The following is a 17414-nucleotide window of genomic DNA, read 5'->3' as shown; positions in this document are numbered from 1 at the left end:
GCTATACTTCCGCCCATGACGAATATGAACCGGTACATAATCCGCCAAATGTTGGCTCCGCTTATCTTTATCACCTTCGCATTGACCGGGGTGATATGGCTGTCACAGTCATTAAAGTTTGTTGAAAAACTGATCAACGGATTACCGATCTCGACTTTTCTGTATTTAACAGTACTGCTGCTGCCGGGCATCCTGAAATATACACTCCTTCTGAGCCTGTTTTTTGGAACTCTGTTTGCCTTTAACAAACTCTATTCAGAATCCGAACTGGTCGTTATGTGGGCGGCCGGCCTAAGCAAATGGGCGCTCGCAAAACCCGCAATGTATCTGGGGTTTTCGGTCATGCTGTTTCTGTATATCATCAGCTTTGTGCTCAGCCCCTATGGCATTCGCGTCCTGGATGAACTCAGGGTCGAATGGCGGGAAAGTCTTGCGTCTGTTGTACTGCGCGAAGGTGTGTTCAATACATTGGCCCGGGGTGTTACCGTTTATATCCGGGAAAAGTCCTCCACGGGGGAACTGCTGGGCATTCTTGTTCATGACGAACGCGATCCAACAAAGCCGGTCACCTACATGGCCGAGCAAGGTGCATTTGTAAAAACCGAAAGTGGACCGCGCTTCGTCATGAAAAAGGGCAACTTGCAGGAAGTAAAAAAGGACCTCGCCAAACTCAGCATTCTGTATTTCGATGACTATACATTGGATATCAGCCAGTTTGAGAAAAAGGGCGGTGTCAGATGGCTGGAACCAAACGCTCGGTACCTGAATGAGCTGCTATGGCCGGAAGACTCTGTAGACACGCGCCGAAATCTCAACAAAATCAAGGCCGAGCTTCATCAGCGCATCGTTTTACCGCTCTATGCCATCAGTCTTATTTTTATTGGGATCGCCGGAGTAAATACAGGCGAATTTACCAGAAGAAGTCGCATAAAACCCATATTAACAGCTGCCGTATCGGGCGTATTGCTGATTGTCCTCGCCATGGTCTTATTTAGTCTTGCGGGCAGTGCCCCTTGGCTAACGCCGATTTTATACGTCACGCCCATCGTTGCCGCGGCTATCACCGCCCATTTGGCAAGCGGCGGAAATTTCTTCCGGTCAAAACCGGCTGCAAGTAACAGCGCAACCATGCTAAGCGGGAGCGCCGACTGATGAAGCTTTGGGGGACACTTTCCTTTTATATGGGAAAACAGTTTTTAAAAAATGTGGGAATTATCCTAGGGGTTCTGGTTTCCATTATCTTTTTAGCGGATCTGATTGAACTTCTCCGCCGAGCAAGCGGTAAAGACAACATTACGGTTTTTATCGTCCTGCAGATGGTCTTGTTGCGCCTGCCTGACCTCACTCAGAAACTGCTGCCTTTTATTGCCCTGTTTGGCGGCATGCTGACATTCTTCAGGCTGTCCCGTACAAACGAGCTCACGGTTATTCGGGCAACCGGCGTGTCCGTTTGGCAATTTTTGTTACCTTGTTTAATGATTTCCCTGTTCTTTGGCATATTTGTCCTGACAGTCGTCAATCCCGTGGCGGCGACAATGGAATCCTATTCTGCGCAAATGGATGCGAAATATTTCAAAAAACGCACCAATCTCCTCATGATCTCCTCAAAAGATCTTTGGTTACGTCAGGTAGATGACAGCGGTCTCTCTGTCATCCATGCCAGAAGCGCGATCAATCAAGGTGTCGACCTGACGGATGTGATTATTTTCCAGTATGATAAAAACGAACAGTTTACCGGGCGGATTGAAGCAGAACGCGCCCGCCTTCGGCAAGGTTACTGGGATCTTGATAATGTTCTGATGACAAGCCCAGACCTCCCGGGTGTTGTTAAGGATTATATGCGTTTGGAGACGACGCTGACTGTCAATCAAATTCAGGAAAGCTTTGCCTCTCCCAAGACATTGTCCTTCTGGGACCTCCCTGAATTTATCGACACTCTTGAAGAGGCGGGTTTCTCGGCGCTCAGCCATCGTTTATACTGGCATAGCCTGATTGCCGGTCCCGTGTTGCTTCTAGCCATGGTTCTGGTCGCAGCGACCTTTAGTCTGCGCGCGACAAGACGAGGGCATACCGGACTGCTTGTGATGTCCGGAATTGCAACAGGCTTTGTATTTTATTTCTTTACCGATATTATCCAAGCACTTGGTATGTCAGGAAACCTTCCTATCCCCCTCGCGGCATGGTCACCTGCAATCACGATTACATTGTTAGGACTGGCGATGATGTTTCATTTGGAGGATGGTTAAGCGTATGAAGGGATTATTGGGTATCCTCCTGACAACAACCATGCTGACGATCGCACATCTGCCGGGCGCTTTTGCAGCAGATCAGCCGTCCGTTCCCGGACTTGATAAAGAGTCGTTGTTTTCTGCTGACAAAATTGAATATGACAAGCAGAACGAAATTGTCACAGCCATTGGCTCCGTGGAGATTGTCCAGGGAGAGCGGGTCCTCAAAGCAGACAAAGTCATTTACAACGTCCGTCAGGATACAATCGAGGCCGTCGGCAACATTGCCTTACTGGAACCAAGCGGTGAAGTTGTCTTTGCGGACAAAGTGGAATTACAGAACGAACTGAAAACCGGGGCAATCCGGGATATTCGGGTGTTGTTTACAGATAATTCCAGACTGGCGGCCCAGAGCGCCGTTCGAGTAGACGAAAACACGGTTATCATGAACAACGCGGTCTACAGTACCTGCCGGATTTGTGAGACCGACCGCAACGCTGCCCCTCTTTGGCAGGCGAAATCATCAGAAGTCGAACATGACAAGCTCTCCAAAACCATTACATACCGGCATGCCGTTATGGAATTTTATGGCGTTCCTGTTCTTTATACCCCCTATTTCAGTCATCCGGACCCAACCGTTGATCGACTAAGTGGCCTGTTGGCGCCTTCGTTTAAAAACTCATCTGATCTGGGTTACGGGATATCCGTTCCTTATTATTATGTGATTTCCGAAGACAAGGATCTGACTGTCACACCAACAGCGACAACCAAAGCCGGCCTTCAGGTTGCAACGGAATACCGGCAGGCTTTCAGAAAAGGCAATATTGAGTTGGACGGCTCCTTAACCTATGTGGAGGAGCGCGATAATAATGATGACAAAACCGGTGATAAAGAATTTCTGGGTCATTTTCGCGGCAACGGCCAATTCCAAGTTAATTCAACATGGAGCTGGGGCTTCGACACATTCGTGACCAACGACGATACCTATCTTGAAAAGTATGACATCAGTGATGCGGATACGCTCACGTCAACAGCTTATATACAAGGCTTGCGAGGCCGAAATTATACGTCAATAAGTGCCTGGGGCTTCCAGGGTCTGAACGCAGACGATAATTCGGGTGACATTCCAATCGTGCCGGCCTGGCTTGAATATTCCTATGTGGGCGAACCAGATAGATACGGTGCGCGATTTGATGCGAATGTCGATGCGTTGACGCTGTTCCGTACGTCGGGACAGGATACATCGAGAGTATCAGCGAGTGGCGGCTGGCATCTGCCCTATACAACGCCCAGCGGCCAGGTCATCACTCTGGATGCGAATATTCGTGGTGACCTCTACTATACCCAGGACCAACTGGAGAACCCGTTTGATACGACAAGTGAAACAACAAATGATTTCACCGGCCGTATCATTCCGTCTCTGTCTGTAAAATGGAATTACCCTTTTGTTCGCCACGCCGGAAATACCCGTCAAATGATCGAGCCTGTGGTTGAAGCAGTATGGTCAGAAGCGCTTGGCAGTAAAAACACGCCAAACGAAGACAGTCTCAGCTTTGAATTTGATGACACCAATCTTTTCGGCTCCAACCGCTATGCGGGCCTTGACCGTGTTGAGGAAGGACCTCGCCTGAACTATGGCATCAATCTGGGCTTTTATGGCTCTGGTGGTGGTTATACGACCTTGTTGTTGGGCCAAAGCCTGCATCTGGACAATGAAACCAGCTTTGACGAAGGAACCGGGCTTGAGGATGAACTGTCTGATTACGTCGCCAGACTAGAAGTACAACCCACGGATTTTGTTAAATATACACAACGGGTGCGGATTGATCAGGATGACCTTAACCTTGATCGAAATGAAATTGAATTTCGCCTTGGAACAGATGATACCTGGTTTGAAGTTGGCTATCTTCGCTTGCGGGATGACCTTTCAGCTGTTGAAGTTGAAAAGCGGAACGAGGTTTATACAGCGAGCCGTATAAAATTGAGTGAATTTTGGAGTACATATGGCCAGTATCGCCGCAATCTGGAAAGTGACGGCGGGTCAATTGATGCTCAACTGGGTCTGGAATATCTGGACGAATGCTTTGGTTTTGCGATCGAACTTAAACGTAAATTCACCCGCGACCGGAATGTTAAACCTTCAACAGAAGTTGGTTTCAGAATAAGATTGCTTCCGTTCAATTGATAAGGTTCACAAATCCCTGCATGTGGTGGTATCCTCATGTAAATTCAGACTGCTGTCTAACAACTGATTAAGTTAAGTATCGAGAACTCGAATGATCACGCTTCGCACATTAATAGGCTCCCTTATTGTCGCCGCCTTTCTTTCCCTGAATGCTATGGCAGTCAAGGCGCAAGAGGTGCAGAAAATTGTCGCTGTTGTGAACGATGAAGTAATTTCCGGTTATGATCTGGTTCAACGGATTTCACTGACAATTTTGATGTCTGGCATTCGGGATAGCCGAAAAGCCCGTCAGGAGTTGGTCAATCCAACCTTGCGGCGCTTGATTGACGAACGCCTGAAGTTACAGGAGGCCGCGCGCTACAACCTCACTGTGACAGATCTGGAAATGAACCAGGCCGTTGATCGCCTGGAAAAACAAAATAACATTCCTTCAGGACAACTGGATACGATCCTCGCAAATCGTAATATTTCCATCGATACCCTGCTGGAGCAAATTCGCGGACAGTTGGCTTGGGATAAAGTTATCCGGCGTCGGATCAGCCCACGGGTTCGTGTCACAGATGAGGAAATCGAAGCTGCCCAAAAGAAAATGCGCGAAAACAAAGGCAAAAACGAGTACCTGATCAGTGAAATTTATGTCCCTGTGGAACGACAAACGGACGAGCCTAAGATCCGGGAATTGCTCGGTCAGTTGCGGGAACAGATGAAAAGTGGCACACCCTTCCCGCGGATAGCCTCGCAATTCAGTCAAGGACCAACAGCTGCAAAAGGCGGTGACATTGGCTGGACGATGGCTGAAGACCTGCCGCCAGAAGTTGCGGCAGAAGTCGGCAGCATCAAAAAGGGGCGTGTCTCCTCTGCCATTCGGACATCGGATGGCTATTACATGATTGCTGTTCGTGACATCCGTCAAATTTTGGGCGACACAACCAGCAACGCGACGCTGGAACTAAGCCAGCTCGTCATCCCGCTGACACCCGCGAAAAAGACCGGGCAGGAAAACAGTCAGGTAAAGCTGATCAATTCGCTAAGCAAGTTCATTGATAGCTGCAATTATGTACCGGCGATGCTCAGCGAAATTGCGACGACTGAAAGTGGCAAAATGGGTCGCGTTCAATTGAAAAACCTACCTGAAAAATTCCGAAACCTTGTAAAGGATTTGGAACCGGGTCAGGCAAGTGCGCCGTTTTTGGACAAAGATAAGTATCGTATTTTCATAGTATGTGATCGCCGTGACCAGAATAGTCAGGGAGACAGCGAAGATGCCATCCGTCAGATGATCGGTGTTAAACGGATCGAGGCACGTGCCCGTCGGTATCTGAAAGACCTGCAACAGGAAGCCACCATCGAGACACGTTAATTATGTTCACTCTATAGAAAGACGGGACAATGTCGGAAAAGATATTGGCTTTGACCATGGGCGACCCTGCAGGGATCGGTATCGAAATTTCCGCAAAAGCCTGGTCTAAAAGACGGGAGACCTCTCTTCCGGTATTTTGCCTGATCGGTGATCGCCGGATTATTGAAAAAAGTCTACAGGATGTCATTCCCTTCAAGGTTATCGGCGATCTAAGCAATGCCCCTTCTGTCTTTGAAAACGCGCTGCCCGTTTATGATACCGGCCCTGCGTCAACCGAGGCTGAGGCAACATTACAGGCCATCCAAACCGCTGTCCGGTTTTGCCTGTCGGGCGAGGTAGACGCCGTTGTCACAAATCCGATCCAAAAAAAGCGACTATATGATGCAGGTTTTCAGCATCCGGGCCATACGGAATATCTTGCGGAACTGACCCACAGCTCGGGAAAGGCCGTCATGATGCTCGCGTGTGACAGCTTGAAAGTTGTCCCCGCGACCATTCATATTCCGATTACCGATGTACCCTCGGCCCTGACACCTGACCTTCTTGAGCATGTTATCAGAACCACAGAAGCAGATCTGAAAACCCGTTTTGGATTAAAAAAACCCAACGTCGTCGTTGCGGGTTTAAACCCGCATGCAGGCGAAGGGGGCAGCATTGGCAATGAAGAACAGACAGTCATCATTCCGGTTATTCATAAACTGCGAAATGAAGGCCTCAATATTACGGGTCCTAGCTCGGCGGATACGTTGTTTCATGCGGCGGCACGGGCCGGCTATGATGCCGCAATTTGCATGTATCATGACCAGGCGCTTATCCCCATCAAAACCATCGACTTTGACAACGGGGTCAATGTAACGCTGGGTCTTCCAATCATTAGAACCTCGCCGGATCACGGGACCGCAGAAGATATCGCAGGCAAAGGCATTGCAAACCCAGCCAGCCTTATTGCAGCCCTTAAATTGGCCGGTGAAATGGCGTCTCACACAAGGAATTCAGGATGACTGACGGCTCGTCGCTGCCACCGTTACGGGAGGTTATTAACCGCCACGGGCTTCGCGCAGAAAAGTCTCTGGGGCAAAATTTCCTGCTGGATCTTAACCTCACCGGCAGGATAGCGCGCTGTCCGGGGAGGCTTGAAGGCGAAACTGTTCTTGAAATCGGGCCCGGTCCCGGAGGCCTCACCCGCGCCATTTTGGCGCAAGGTGCAAAACAGGTTTTCGCCATTGAAAAAGACACGCGGTGCCTCGCTGCACTTGCTGAAGTTTCCGAAGCCTTTGACAATCGCCTGACCGTGATTGAAGGCGACGCCCTTAAAATATCAGAAGATGAATTACTGCCGGAACGGGCCCATATTATTGCAAATCTTCCTTATAATGTGGCCACCCCCTTGTTGATCAAATGGCTGAAAAACCGGCACCAGTTCAAGTCGATGACCCTGATGTTTCAAAAAGAGGTAGGAGACCGGATTACTGCGTCGCCGGGCAGTAAAGCGTATGGCCGTTTATCAATCATCAGTCAGTGGCTTTGCACTGTTTCCAAACAGTTCGATATCTCGCCAAAGGCGTTTACCCCACCGCCCAAAGTTGTCAGTACGGTTGTAAAGCTGGTCCCCAAAAGTGAGCCGGATTTCCCTGCAGATCTCAAAACTCTGGAAAAAGTTGTTGCCGCTGCCTTTGGGCAACGGCGAAAAATGCTGCGGGCCAGCCTGAAGAGCCTTGGCGGCTCGGCAGAGGAGGCTTTGGAAGCTGCCGGGATCAAGCCGACATTGAGAGCCGAAGAGCTTTCCGTCGAAGATTTCTGCAGGCTATCAGAAATATACCGGGCGCGTCAGTAACCTTCGCGTAATTGTTCCACAAATGTCAAAAGGCCGGTTCTGCGATTTCTACGGACCCGTTCTGCCTTTAGGATTGCTTTGACTTCGGAGCGGCAACGCTCAATATCATCATTGACCACGACGTAATCATACTCCGCCCAGTGGCTGATCTCTTCTGATGCCTTTGACATTCTTTTGGCAACGACCTCGTCACTATCCTGTGCCCGCGTTTTCAGGCGTTGCTCCAATGCCTGCGTTGATGGCGGTAGAATAAAGATACTGACCAAATCGTCTCCAGCCTTCTGGGCCAGTTGTTGTGTGCCCTGCCAGTCAATATCAAACAGAATGTCCTTGCCGGCCTTCAAGGCCTCTTCAACGGCCTTCTTCGGGGTGCCATAGTAATGATCAAAAACTTTGGCATGTTCCAAAAGCTCATCCCGGTTAATCAATAAATTGAAATCCACAGGTTGCATGAAGTAATAGTCTTTGCCTTCCACCTCTCCCGGGCGCGGGGCGCGGGTCGTGGCAGAAACCGACATGGACAGGTCGTCATCTTCTTCCAAAAGAGATCTGGAAATAGTGGTCTTTCCGGCGCCAGACGGTGAGGATAACACCAGCATCAAGCCACGCCGTTCAATTTCAATCGTTTCTACTTCAACTTCTGACACGTCTTGTCCTATTCGATATTTTGCGTTTGTTCACGAAGGCGATCAACGACCACTTTCAGATCAAGCCCCACTTTGGTCAATTCTTTGTCCCCGGCCTTTGAGCAAAGTGTATTGGCTTCCCGATTAAATTCCTGGCAAATAAAGTCCAGACGCCGCCCGATGGGCCCATCCTGTTTGTTCGCTAGCAGCCCTTCAACCGTTTCAATATGCCCCCGCAAACGGTCAAGTTCTTCCGCGACGTCAGCTTTGGTCGCCAGAACGGCAAGCTCCTGCTCAAGCCGCCCTTCATCCATTGCGACACCATCGCTCAGGATCATCTCTATCTGCTTGCGCAGCCGCTCCTGAACCCGTTCAGGTCGCCGTGCCGCCGATGTTTCAGCTTTTTGAACCAAATCGGAAATTTCATCAACTTGTCCCAGCAGAATTTTAAGAAGCTGTGCTCCTTCCTCTGCCCGGGAGGCATCCAGTTTCTCTATTGCCTCATTCAAAGAGGCAAGCAATGCCTGCTCTAGCTGAGCATGCTGGTCTTCATCTTCTGTTTGGTCACTGCTTTCAATCACGCCCTTCAGCGCCAGCAAGCCATCAGCTCTCGGCTTTTCAGCCTTCCCCTTTTCAACCAGATCAGAGGCTAGTTCCAGCAACTCCTCAAGGAATTGCATATTCACCTGATTAACAGATTGTCCTGAATTCTGGTTAAGCTGCAAATGCAGATTGATATTACCGCGGTGAAAGGTCGCTTTCAGCTGCTTGCGGGCAGTGGTTTCAATGGCATCGAAGCCATTGGGCACCCGACAACGTATTTCCAGTCCCCGGCCGTTCACACTTTTTAGTTCCCACAACCAGGAGAAGTCGGCCATGCTGCCACTGGAACGGGCAAAGCCGGTCATGCTCTTTAAACTCACGTTGCCTCGCATTCCTAAAATAAAATCGGTGAAAGTATATAACTTTAATTCGACTTCAGGACAAGAAAGCAACGCGCTCTCGGCGTTAACTCATGATCTTTTTTTGTTGGCGCCAGCACCGACAAAAAGCTTTGACAAAAAACTGAAAAAGCGCGCAGAAGGAATACCAAACGCGAACCCTGCCATTGAAAAAATCAGGGTGCTGGAAAAATCATGCACCGGTGTAAGCCAGAGAAGTGATAGAAATGCGACCAGTCCCAAGACACCGCCGAGGGCAAAACGCAGGAATATGTCCGGATAGTCGGACCGGAGAAACTGAGACTTACAAACTTTTCTTGCAATCATCCAGCTTGTACAGGAAAGAGCCCCAACCCCACCCCATAAGGCGGTTATCAAAGCGTCCATCAAAAGGCTTACCTGTTGCGCGAAAGTATCGACAAACATTTGGGCCGACACCGATTGCAACAGCAGAACAAGCGGGAACAGGATCAGCGTTAAAATACCGATTAAAAAGGGCACCCCCCATAACAAGCCTGTTGATCCTTCACTATCAAGGAGAGACTGCCCATTTACGCGTTGTTCGTCAAAACAAGCCGTTGATACGGCGCGAAATGCAGCTTTCAACTCAGAAATCTGTTTTTGTGAATAAGCCTCGTCCTGAGTTTTCAAGCAACTGTCCAAGGCAAGATCAAGCTGTTCAAGTTTAGCATGCCCGATCTGACTGGGATGATTTAACAAATACCCACACAGCAGCGACGCCTGCGTGATCAATTCTTCAAGATCAAGGTCCCTGCCATCGGCGTCGTCCTCAATATCCCTCTTCCGCGCAGGCGAAGGCGTCTCGGCCGGCGTCTCTAGCGGTTGCTCTTTAGACAATAAAGCCGGCTCGCTTTTGGTTTCCTTCGGGTCTCCCTCACCCATCAGGTTCTCCGATACCGCATCGGCCTTTTGCCCCATGCCCAAGGGCACCGGGGACAATTCAGGGGCATTTGTGGCGTCAATGTCTGTCACAGAGCCGCTTTGGTCTTCAATCCGGGCGGTTTCCCCATCCTGCACCACAACAGCACCTGGCGGGGCATTTCCCGCCAGTGCCGCATCGGAAAGGGTTTGCGCTTTGCCGTTTAAATTGGAAATTTCGACCCGCAGCTCTTTCAAGCACTCACGCAATTCGCGGCGTTGCTTTAACAGAGTTTGAATAGAATCATTTGTAACCGACATAATCCAACACCGTTTTTATTGAAGACCTGCATACAAGACGTCTTAGGCTTGTATCTGTGCCTTTTCAGCGGATTATTTTTTTCGGCTTCTTTCGATTTTGCGCCAATTTCGGACGTTGCGATTATGTTCAGCAAGGGTTTTTGCAAAAACATGCCCGCCGGTTCCATCGGCGACAAAATAAAGGTCCTTGGACGCTACAGGATTGAGCACCGCCTTTAAGCTATCAAGGCCGGGGTTACAGATCGGACCTTTAGGCAGCGATGGTATGATATAGGTGTTATAGTCGTTCACGGTCGCCAGATCCTTTTTAGAAATACCGCGCCCCAGATCCTTCTGACCATTGGTTATCCCATAGACGACCGTTGGATCTGACTGTAGCCGCATTTTACGGGCTAACCGATTGAGAAATACCCCCGCAACCCGACCCCGCTCCGATGCAACGCCTGTCTCTTTTTCGACAATTGACGCCAGAATTAACAAATCCTGCCTGGACTTTATCAAAGGGTTTTTTGGCGCAGATGCCCACAAATCGTCCAGCGTCTTTTGAAGGGCCCGCTGCATCCGCTTCACCAGATCGTTTCGAGTGTCCCCTCTGGTAAAATGATACGTTTCGGGGAGGATTGAACCCTCGGGAATTGAGACGGTCAAGGGGCCTTCCAGAACAGGCGCATTCCGGATAAGAGCCGCAACTTCACGGCTTTGCAGCCCTTCAGGAATGGTAATGAAATGTGCGATTGTTTTACCGGCGACAAGTAGGTTCATTACGTCTTCACCGCTAATGGCTGCGGGAAAAAGATATTCGCCTGCTTTGAGTTTTTTCCCCTGTTCGTTAAGACGAACACCAAACATGAAAGCGATGTCATCGTGAATGACGCCAGAAGCTTCCAACTGGGCCGCAATGGCGCGCAGCCCGGCCCCTTTTTTAAGCACCAGCTCAGTTTCGGTCGCAAGGGGTCCCGGCTTTGTAAACAGATCCCAGCCATAGGCGGCCAAACCACCAAGTACTAAATTGAAGAGAATAAAAAGGGCCAATATGAAGAAGAAGAACCGCTTCATAATGACCCCTGAATACCTGGGTTAAACCCGTTTCATAACAAGGCTGGCATTTGTACCGCCAAAGCCAAACGAGTTAGACAGAACCGCATCGACTTTTGCTTCCTGCGCCACATTCGGCACAAGGTTCAGATCAAGACCGTCTGATGGATTATCCAGGTTAATGGTCGGTGGCAAAACACCTTCCGTCATGGCAAGAATTGAGAACACCGCCTCAACGCCACCCGCGGCCCCTAACAAATGGCCAATGGCTGATTTTGTCGAAGACATTGCTAGGCTGTTTGAATTGGCACCGAACAACCGTTTGACGGCACCAGCTTCAATTTCATCACCAAGTGGTGTTGAAGTACCATGGGCATTAATGTAGCCAATTTCGTCTGTGTTCAAGCCAGATTTTTTCAGAGCCATCTGCATGGCACGATACCCGCCGCTGCCATCGCTGGCTGGCGCAGTAATATGATAAGCATCGCCTGACAAGCCATACCCAATCACTTCCGCATAAATGTTAGCGCCGCGTTTTTTAGCGTGTTCATATTCTTCAAGAACAACAACACCGGCCCCTTCACCCATAACAAATCCGTCGCGTTCCTTGTCATAAGGACGGGATGCACGGGTCGGATCATCATGGAAATTGGAGGACAAGGCCTTTGCAGACGAGAATCCCGCATACCCGATCCGGCACATGGCCGCTTCGGCACCACCAGCAACCATCACATCCGCATCATCATCTTTGATCATGCGAGCGGCATCGCCAATGGAATGGGCCCCTGTTGAACAAGCCGTTACAACAGCATGATTAGGACCCTTATATCCATGACGAATGGAAACCTGACCAGACACCAGATTTATAAGGGCGCCTGGAATAAAGAACGGGCTAATGCGCCGCGGTCCTTTTTCAAAAAGCTTGATGGAGTTTTCTTCGATGGACGGCAATCCACCGATACCTGAACCAATTGAAACGCCGGTCCGGTAAGCCTGTTCTTCTGTTTCAGGCTTCCAACCAGAATCTATAATCGCTTCTTCCGCAGCCGCGATGCCATAGATAATAAAACTATCTAGCTTGCGCTGCTCTTTCGGGGCCAACAAATCGTCGGCCCGAAAGGCATCTGGATGACTTTCATCGACAGGAACTTCACAGCCATACTTTACAGCCAGACCTTCCGTATCAAATTTGGTTATCATACCCGCGCCAGACTCTGAATTAATCAGTCTGTTCCAGCTAGGCTTCACACCGTTCGCCAGTGGCGTCACGAGACCCAGTCCTGTTACAACAACACGTCGCATACCAAAACCTATCGAAGAAAGAAATTAAACCAGTTTCAACACTCTATCGACTTAGAGAGCCGCATCAATAAAGGAAATAGCGTCCTTCACTGTTTTGATGTTTTCTGCTGCATCATCAGGAATTTCGATACCGAACTCTTCTTCGAAAGCCATAACCAGCTCAACTGTGTCCAGGCTGTCTGCGCCAAGATCATCAATGAAGCTTGCTGTTTCAGTAACTTTGGCTTCTTCAACGCCCAAGTGTTCGATTACGATTGCATTTACGCGTGCGGCTGTATCACTCATTAGTAAATCCTCAGATATTCCGGCAAATAGTTAATAGTCTTCATTACCCCCAGTATGCGAAAAAAACAAGCAACAAGAGGTCATGTAATTTTGTCGGCGTTCCTAACATACTTTACAGTTAATGCAAAGAAAACCTGTCATCATCCGCTTTTTTCTGACGCATCAGATAAAAGCGGATTTTGTTCAAATCATGGCCATGCCGCCGTTCACATGGATTGTCTGGCCTGTAACATACGCGGCTTCATCAGACGCTAAATACAGGACAGCTGCGGAAATATCCTTTGGATCCCCCAGTCTTCCAATAGGAACGACACCCAGCAAATTGGATTTTTGATCATCAGATAATTCATCTGTCATGGCTGTTTCAATAAAACCGGGAGCCACACAATTTACCGTGATCCCCCGCGCGGCCACTTCCTGCGCCAGTGATTTTGACATCCCGATCATGCCCGCTTTTGACGCGGCATAGTTCATCTGTCCGGGATTCCCGGTTACGCCAACAATGGAAGTAATACCAATAATGCGGCCATTGCGCCGTTTCATCATTCCGCGCAAGCAGTTCTTTGACAGCTTGAACGCAGCTTTCAGATTAACATCAAGAACACTGTCCCAGTCTTCATCCTTCATCCGCATGGCCAGACCGTCTTTCGTCAAACCAGCATTGTTGACCAGGATATCCACCTGCCCCATCGCTGCTTCTGCATCCTTGATAAGGCTGTCAACGGCGTCCATGTCACCCAAGTCACACGGAACAACATGCACCCTGTCCCCCAGTTGATCCGCAACTTCCTGCAACGCCTCCTTGCGACGCCCCGAAAGAGCCACCACAGCACCGGCAGCATGCAAATCACGCGCAATCGCGGCCCCTAAACCGCCCGATGCACCCGTAACCAGCGCACATTTACCACTAAGGTCAAACATCTATTTCTCCCAAGTCCCTGATTGTCTTTTAAAGGGTTTGTAAAAAGGCCTCAATATCAGCAGGTGACTGCACGGCAGTTCCTGTCATCGCCTTATTGATACGACGAACCATTGCCGTCAGAACCTTACCGGTACCAACTTCGACCAATTGTTCGATTTCCTGATTCCCCATATACAGAACAGACTCGCGCCAGCGAACCCGACCCGTAACCTGCTCAACAAGAAGTTTGCGAATGATTTCAGGATCACTAACCTGATCAGCCGTGACATTCGCAACCAGCGGCACAGTTGGCGGTGCGATGGTGACAGATGACAGCGCCTCTACCATAGCATCCGCAGCGGGTTGCATCAGCGGACAATGGAACGGGGCACTTACAGGCAACAACATTGCCTTGCGAACGCCTTTTTCCTTCGCAAGTTCGATGGCGCGTTCGACCGCTTCCTTGTTTCCGCTCAAAACAACCTGTCCATCGGCATTGTCATTTGCCGCAACGCAAACCCCGTCGTCGCCACTCGCTTCTGCAGCTTCCTTGACCAGCTCCTCAACGGGACCGATATCCATCCCAAGCAACGCGGCCATAGCGCCAACGCCAACGGGAACAGCCTGTTGCATCGCCCGGCCCCTGATTTTCAACAGCCGTGCTGTATCTGCAAGCTGTAACGAACCGACAGCCGTCAGCGCAGAGTATTCTCCCAGCGAATGTCCAGCTACGAACTCAGAAATTTCGCTTAGCTTGAATTTCCCTTCACTTTCCAGAACGCGGGCCACAGCAACACTGACCGCCATCAACGCTGGTTGGGTATTCTCTGTCAGGGTCAAATCTTCCATTGGCCCTTCATACATCAACTTTGTCAGATTCTGTCCCAGAGCGTCATCGACCTCTTCAAAGACCTGCGCGGCAACAGGAAAAGCGGCGGCGAGCTCTTGGCCCATACCGACTGTTTGGCTACCCTGACCCGGGAAAACAAATGCACGTTTCATAAATATTTGATCCGATTTTATTGAGAGTCTTATGTGACAGTCATATTACTTCAGTTTTTCCTGTCAAGCCTACTTGATTAAACTGCCCAAATCTGTATAGTCCGCGGCCTCAATAACTCCTTGCCGGCGGAGGTCGGCTACATCTGTTCTGTTCGCAATTGTGTGAATACCAGATTTTTATAAGCCATAAGGAGCTTTTAACAATGCCTCTTTACGAGACAGTATTTATTGCTCGTCAGGATATCTCTACCCAACAGGTAGAAACTCTGACAGACGAAATGTCCAACTTCATCACTGAAGGCGGCGGAAAAGTTGCTAAAGTAGAAAACTGGGGTCTTCGGAACCTGGCCTACAAAGTAAAGAAAAACCGCAAGGGCCATTATGTTCTTCTAAATCTTGATGCTCCTATTCCTGCCGTTAAGGAAATGGAACGGAATCTTCTTCTGAACGAAGACGTTCTGCGTCACATGACACTACGTGTCGACGAATTGGAAGACGGTGATTCTATCATGATGCAAAGCAAGAGCCAGCGCTCACGCCGCGATCGTGATGATGAAGAAGCACCTAAAGTAGAGGCCGCAACAGAAGAAGCGACCACTGAAACAACTGAAACTGCTGCAGAAGGGGAAGAATAATGTCTGATGCACGTCGTCCATTTTTCCGCCGCCGTAAAACCTGCCCATTTTCAGGTGAAGGTGCACCAAAGATCGATTACAAAGATGTAAAGCTGCTTCAGCGCTTTGTTTCCGAACGTGGTAAAATCATGCCAAGCCGAATCACTGCTGTTTCAGCCAAGAAACAACGTGAATTGGCAACTGCAATTAAACGGGCCCGCAACCTCGCGTTGCTGCCGTTTGTTGTAAAATAGGTACCTCCGAAAGGATCACACTTTTCGGATTGAAGGATTTATGATCAGGGATCTCAGTTTTAGCGTCGTATTTGGCATTGCCAGTATTTGCATCCTCTACCTTACGGTTCCCGGTGCGAATAATCCGGTTGGGTCGGCGAACGCTTTTCAGACATTGGCCCTGATGACCTTGTCTACCTTACCTTTGTTCCTTTCAGGATTAGGGTTTGGTCTGGCAAATGTTTCGATCTCGGTATTGACCGCAGTTGTCTTCGCCGCGATTGTCATAAACCCGATATTCGGTGTTACCTATGTTCTGACTTGCGGCCTGCCTATCGTTTTTCTTGTACGACAGGCGCTTTTATGGCGTGAGGATGAAAGTAAAGTAAACTGGTACCCGGCTTCCAACCTTATGGTCTGCTGGGTTTTGGTTTGCATCGCTCTTTCCAGTATGGCGCTTATTTTGCTGTACATGGATGATGAACTTCGGACAGCTGTTATTCGCCTTTGTGAATTAATGCTGGAGCAGGTTCATAAACAGAGTGGTTTGAAGGTCGTTATGACGGCGGAAGAACTGGTTTGGCTCATGCCGCAGTTCTTTGGTCCCATTTGGGGCGTTGTTCTTTTGCTAAGCGGAAGCCTTGCACAAGGTATTCTGGTTCGATTTAAAAAGAACGTACGCCCTACCCCGGAATTTTCCGGATTTATGTTACCTCTCTGGATGGCGATTATCGCGATTCTGGGACTTGTTCTAAGCTTCGTGCTTGAGCAGATAAATCCATTTCTGGGAGCGATCATTGTAGCACTGGAAATCGCCTTTTTCCTTCAAGGGATGGCTGTGATCCATAAGGTATCTGTAAGTTGGAGTTACCGGTCGTTGGTTTTGACGGCGGTATATCTGATTGTGATTTTAATGTTCTGGCCGGCTTTAGTAATTGCCTTGCTAGGGCTGGTTGATAGTTGGATTGGATTCAGAAGTCGCTTACCCGCGGCTCCCGATCAGGAGGAAGACTGATGGAAATTGTATTGCTGGAGCGTGTTGAAAAGCTCGGCCAAATGGGTGATGTCGTTAATGTAAAGAACGGCTACGCTCGTAACTTCCTGTTGCCACAAGGGAAAGCCCTTCGTGCCAACAAGAGTAATCTTGAAATTTTTGAAAAGCAGCGGGCTCAGCTCGAAGCTGACAACCTGAAGCGCAAAGAAGAAGCGTCTGCGGTTGGTGACAAACTTGATGGCGAAACAGTTATTCTGATCCGCGCCGCGAGTGAAAGCCAGCAGCTCTACGGTTCAGTCAGCACACAGGACATTGCTCGTTCTGTGACTGAAGCCGGTTTCACTGTTGACCGTAAACAGGTCATCATGGACAAAGTTCTGAAAACTTTGGGTCTGCATGAAGTACGCATTCGCCTGCACCCTGAAGTAACTGTTTCAGTTACTGTGAACATTGCTCGTTCACAGGAAGAAGCGGTAATTCAGGCACGTGGCGAATCTGTTGAAGAAGCCGCGGAAGCTGCCCTCAATAGCCGTGACGAAGCTGTCTCAGATGTTTTTGAATCAACTGCTGAGCACGAACATGAAGATGAAGACGATTCATAATCGTTGAAGTCAGCATTATTAAAAAAACGGTGCCACAGTGTAGGCGCCGTTTTTTTTGCTCTGATGAGCCTG

Annotated in this window: 18 protein-coding genes; 10 read left to right on the top strand and 8 right to left on the bottom strand. The window is 49.3% G+C overall.

The genetic code is table 11. The annotated features are described in order from the left end of the window. The first annotated feature begins 24 nt into the window (after positions 1 to 24). The 6 genes from lptF to rsmA all read left to right on the top strand — a co-directional run bounded on the left by lptF (position 25) and on the right by rsmA (position 7607). Positions 25 to 1152, top strand: a complete 1128-nt coding sequence (gene lptF / locus OIR97_RS07545; protein ID WP_169544958.1) for an LPS export ABC transporter permease LptF — start codon at positions 25 to 27, stop codon at positions 1150 to 1152. Then, on the top strand, positions 1152 to 2246 hold the full coding sequence (lptG, locus tag OIR97_RS07540) for an LPS export ABC transporter permease LptG (protein ID WP_169544957.1): 1095 nt from the start codon (positions 1152 to 1154) through the stop codon (positions 2244 to 2246). The genes lptF and lptG overlap by 1 nt, the downstream gene beginning before the upstream one ends. A 4-nt stretch (positions 2247 to 2250) precedes the next feature. After that, positions 2251 to 4413 carry an LPS-assembly protein LptD gene (locus OIR97_RS07535; RefSeq protein ID WP_169544956.1) on the top strand — a complete coding sequence of 721 codons (2163 nt, stop codon included), beginning with the start codon at positions 2251 to 2253 and terminating at the stop codon, positions 4411 to 4413. Positions 4414 to 4504: 91 nt separating this feature from the next. Beyond that, entirely contained in the window at positions 4505 to 5773 is a 1269-nt protein-coding gene (locus OIR97_RS07530; protein WP_169544955.1) for a peptidylprolyl isomerase, read from the top strand. A gap of 29 nt (positions 5774 to 5802) precedes the next feature. Next, the gene (pdxA, locus tag OIR97_RS07525; protein WP_169544954.1) at positions 5803 to 6774 is read left to right on the top strand and encodes a 4-hydroxythreonine-4-phosphate dehydrogenase PdxA; all 972 of its coding nucleotides are present in this window, start codon (positions 5803 to 5805) and stop codon (positions 6772 to 6774) included. Further along, positions 6771 to 7607, top strand: coding sequence for a 16S rRNA (adenine(1518)-N(6)/adenine(1519)-N(6))-dimethyltransferase RsmA (gene rsmA, locus OIR97_RS07520; protein WP_169544953.1), 837 nt, complete (start codon positions 6771 to 6773; stop codon positions 7605 to 7607). Before pdxA ends, rsmA begins: the two co-directional genes overlap by 4 nt. Here rsmA and gmk read toward each other — a convergent pair. From gmk to fabD, 8 genes are all read right to left on the bottom strand, one after another. Next, positions 7601 to 8206, bottom strand: coding sequence for a guanylate kinase (gene gmk, locus OIR97_RS07515; RefSeq protein ID WP_169545833.1), 606 nt, complete (start codon positions 8204 to 8206; stop codon positions 7601 to 7603). The two genes, rsmA and gmk, sit on opposite strands and share 7 nt — an antisense overlap. 56 nt (positions 8207 to 8262) lie before the next feature. Beyond that, a complete protein-coding gene (locus tag OIR97_RS07510) occupies positions 8263 to 9156 on the bottom strand; it encodes a YicC/YloC family endoribonuclease (RefSeq protein ID WP_169544952.1) in 894 nt (297 codons plus the stop codon). 90 nt (positions 9157 to 9246) lie between these two features. Continuing rightward, positions 9247 to 10374, bottom strand: coding sequence for a hypothetical protein (locus OIR97_RS07505; protein WP_169544951.1), 1128 nt, complete (start codon positions 10372 to 10374; stop codon positions 9247 to 9249). A gap of 72 nt (positions 10375 to 10446) precedes the next feature. After that, the gene (gene mltG / locus OIR97_RS07500; RefSeq protein ID WP_169544950.1) at positions 10447 to 11430 is read right to left on the bottom strand and encodes an endolytic transglycosylase MltG; all 984 of its coding nucleotides are present in this window, start codon (positions 11428 to 11430) and stop codon (positions 10447 to 10449) included. Positions 11431 to 11451: 21 nt separating this feature from the next. Further along, complete coding sequence (fabF, locus tag OIR97_RS07495) at positions 11452 to 12711, bottom strand: beta-ketoacyl-ACP synthase II (protein ID WP_169544949.1); 1260 nt, start codon at positions 12709 to 12711, stop codon at positions 11452 to 11454. A 51-nt stretch (positions 12712 to 12762) separates the two neighbouring features. Beyond that, positions 12763 to 12996: an acyl carrier protein gene (locus OIR97_RS07490; RefSeq protein ID WP_169544948.1), complete on the bottom strand. Its 234-nt coding sequence runs from the start codon at positions 12994 to 12996 to the stop codon at positions 12763 to 12765. A 183-nt stretch (positions 12997 to 13179) separates the two neighbouring features. Further along, entirely contained in the window at positions 13180 to 13917 is a 738-nt protein-coding gene (gene fabG / locus OIR97_RS07485; RefSeq protein WP_169544947.1) for a 3-oxoacyl-[acyl-carrier-protein] reductase, read from the bottom strand. A gap of 28 nt (positions 13918 to 13945) precedes the next feature. Then, positions 13946 to 14899: an ACP S-malonyltransferase gene (fabD, locus tag OIR97_RS07480; RefSeq protein WP_169544946.1), complete on the bottom strand. Its 954-nt coding sequence runs from the start codon at positions 14897 to 14899 to the stop codon at positions 13946 to 13948. A 203-nt stretch (positions 14900 to 15102) separates the two neighbouring features. On the opposite strand from fabD, the gene rpsF reads away from it, so the two are divergent. From rpsF to rplI, 4 genes are read left to right on the top strand one after another with little or no spacing between them, the layout of a single operon-like run. Beyond that, on the top strand, positions 15103 to 15534 hold the full coding sequence (gene rpsF / locus OIR97_RS07475) for a 30S ribosomal protein S6 (protein ID WP_169544945.1): 432 nt from the start codon (positions 15103 to 15105) through the stop codon (positions 15532 to 15534). Continuing rightward, the gene (rpsR, locus tag OIR97_RS07470; protein WP_169544944.1) at positions 15534 to 15767 is read left to right on the top strand and encodes a 30S ribosomal protein S18; all 234 of its coding nucleotides are present in this window, start codon (positions 15534 to 15536) and stop codon (positions 15765 to 15767) included. Before rpsF ends, rpsR begins: the two co-directional genes overlap by 1 nt. Before the next feature lie 40 nt (positions 15768 to 15807). Continuing rightward, positions 15808 to 16761 (top strand): DUF2232 domain-containing protein, encoded by a 954-nt coding sequence (locus OIR97_RS07465; protein WP_169544943.1) that lies wholly within the window; start codon positions 15808 to 15810, stop codon positions 16759 to 16761. Then, entirely contained in the window at positions 16761 to 17342 is a 582-nt protein-coding gene (rplI, locus tag OIR97_RS07460; protein WP_169544942.1) for a 50S ribosomal protein L9, read from the top strand. The genes OIR97_RS07465 and rplI overlap by 1 nt, the downstream gene beginning before the upstream one ends. The last annotated feature ends 72 nt before the right edge of the window (positions 17343 to 17414 follow it).

Source organism: Sneathiella aquimaris (assembly GCF_026409565.1).
In the GTDB taxonomy this organism is placed as follows: Bacteria; Pseudomonadota; Alphaproteobacteria; order Sneathiellales; family Sneathiellaceae; genus Sneathiella; species Sneathiella aquimaris.
The sequence above is the reverse complement of the archived record's forward strand: the minus strand, read 5'-3'. Positions and strand labels throughout refer to the sequence as shown.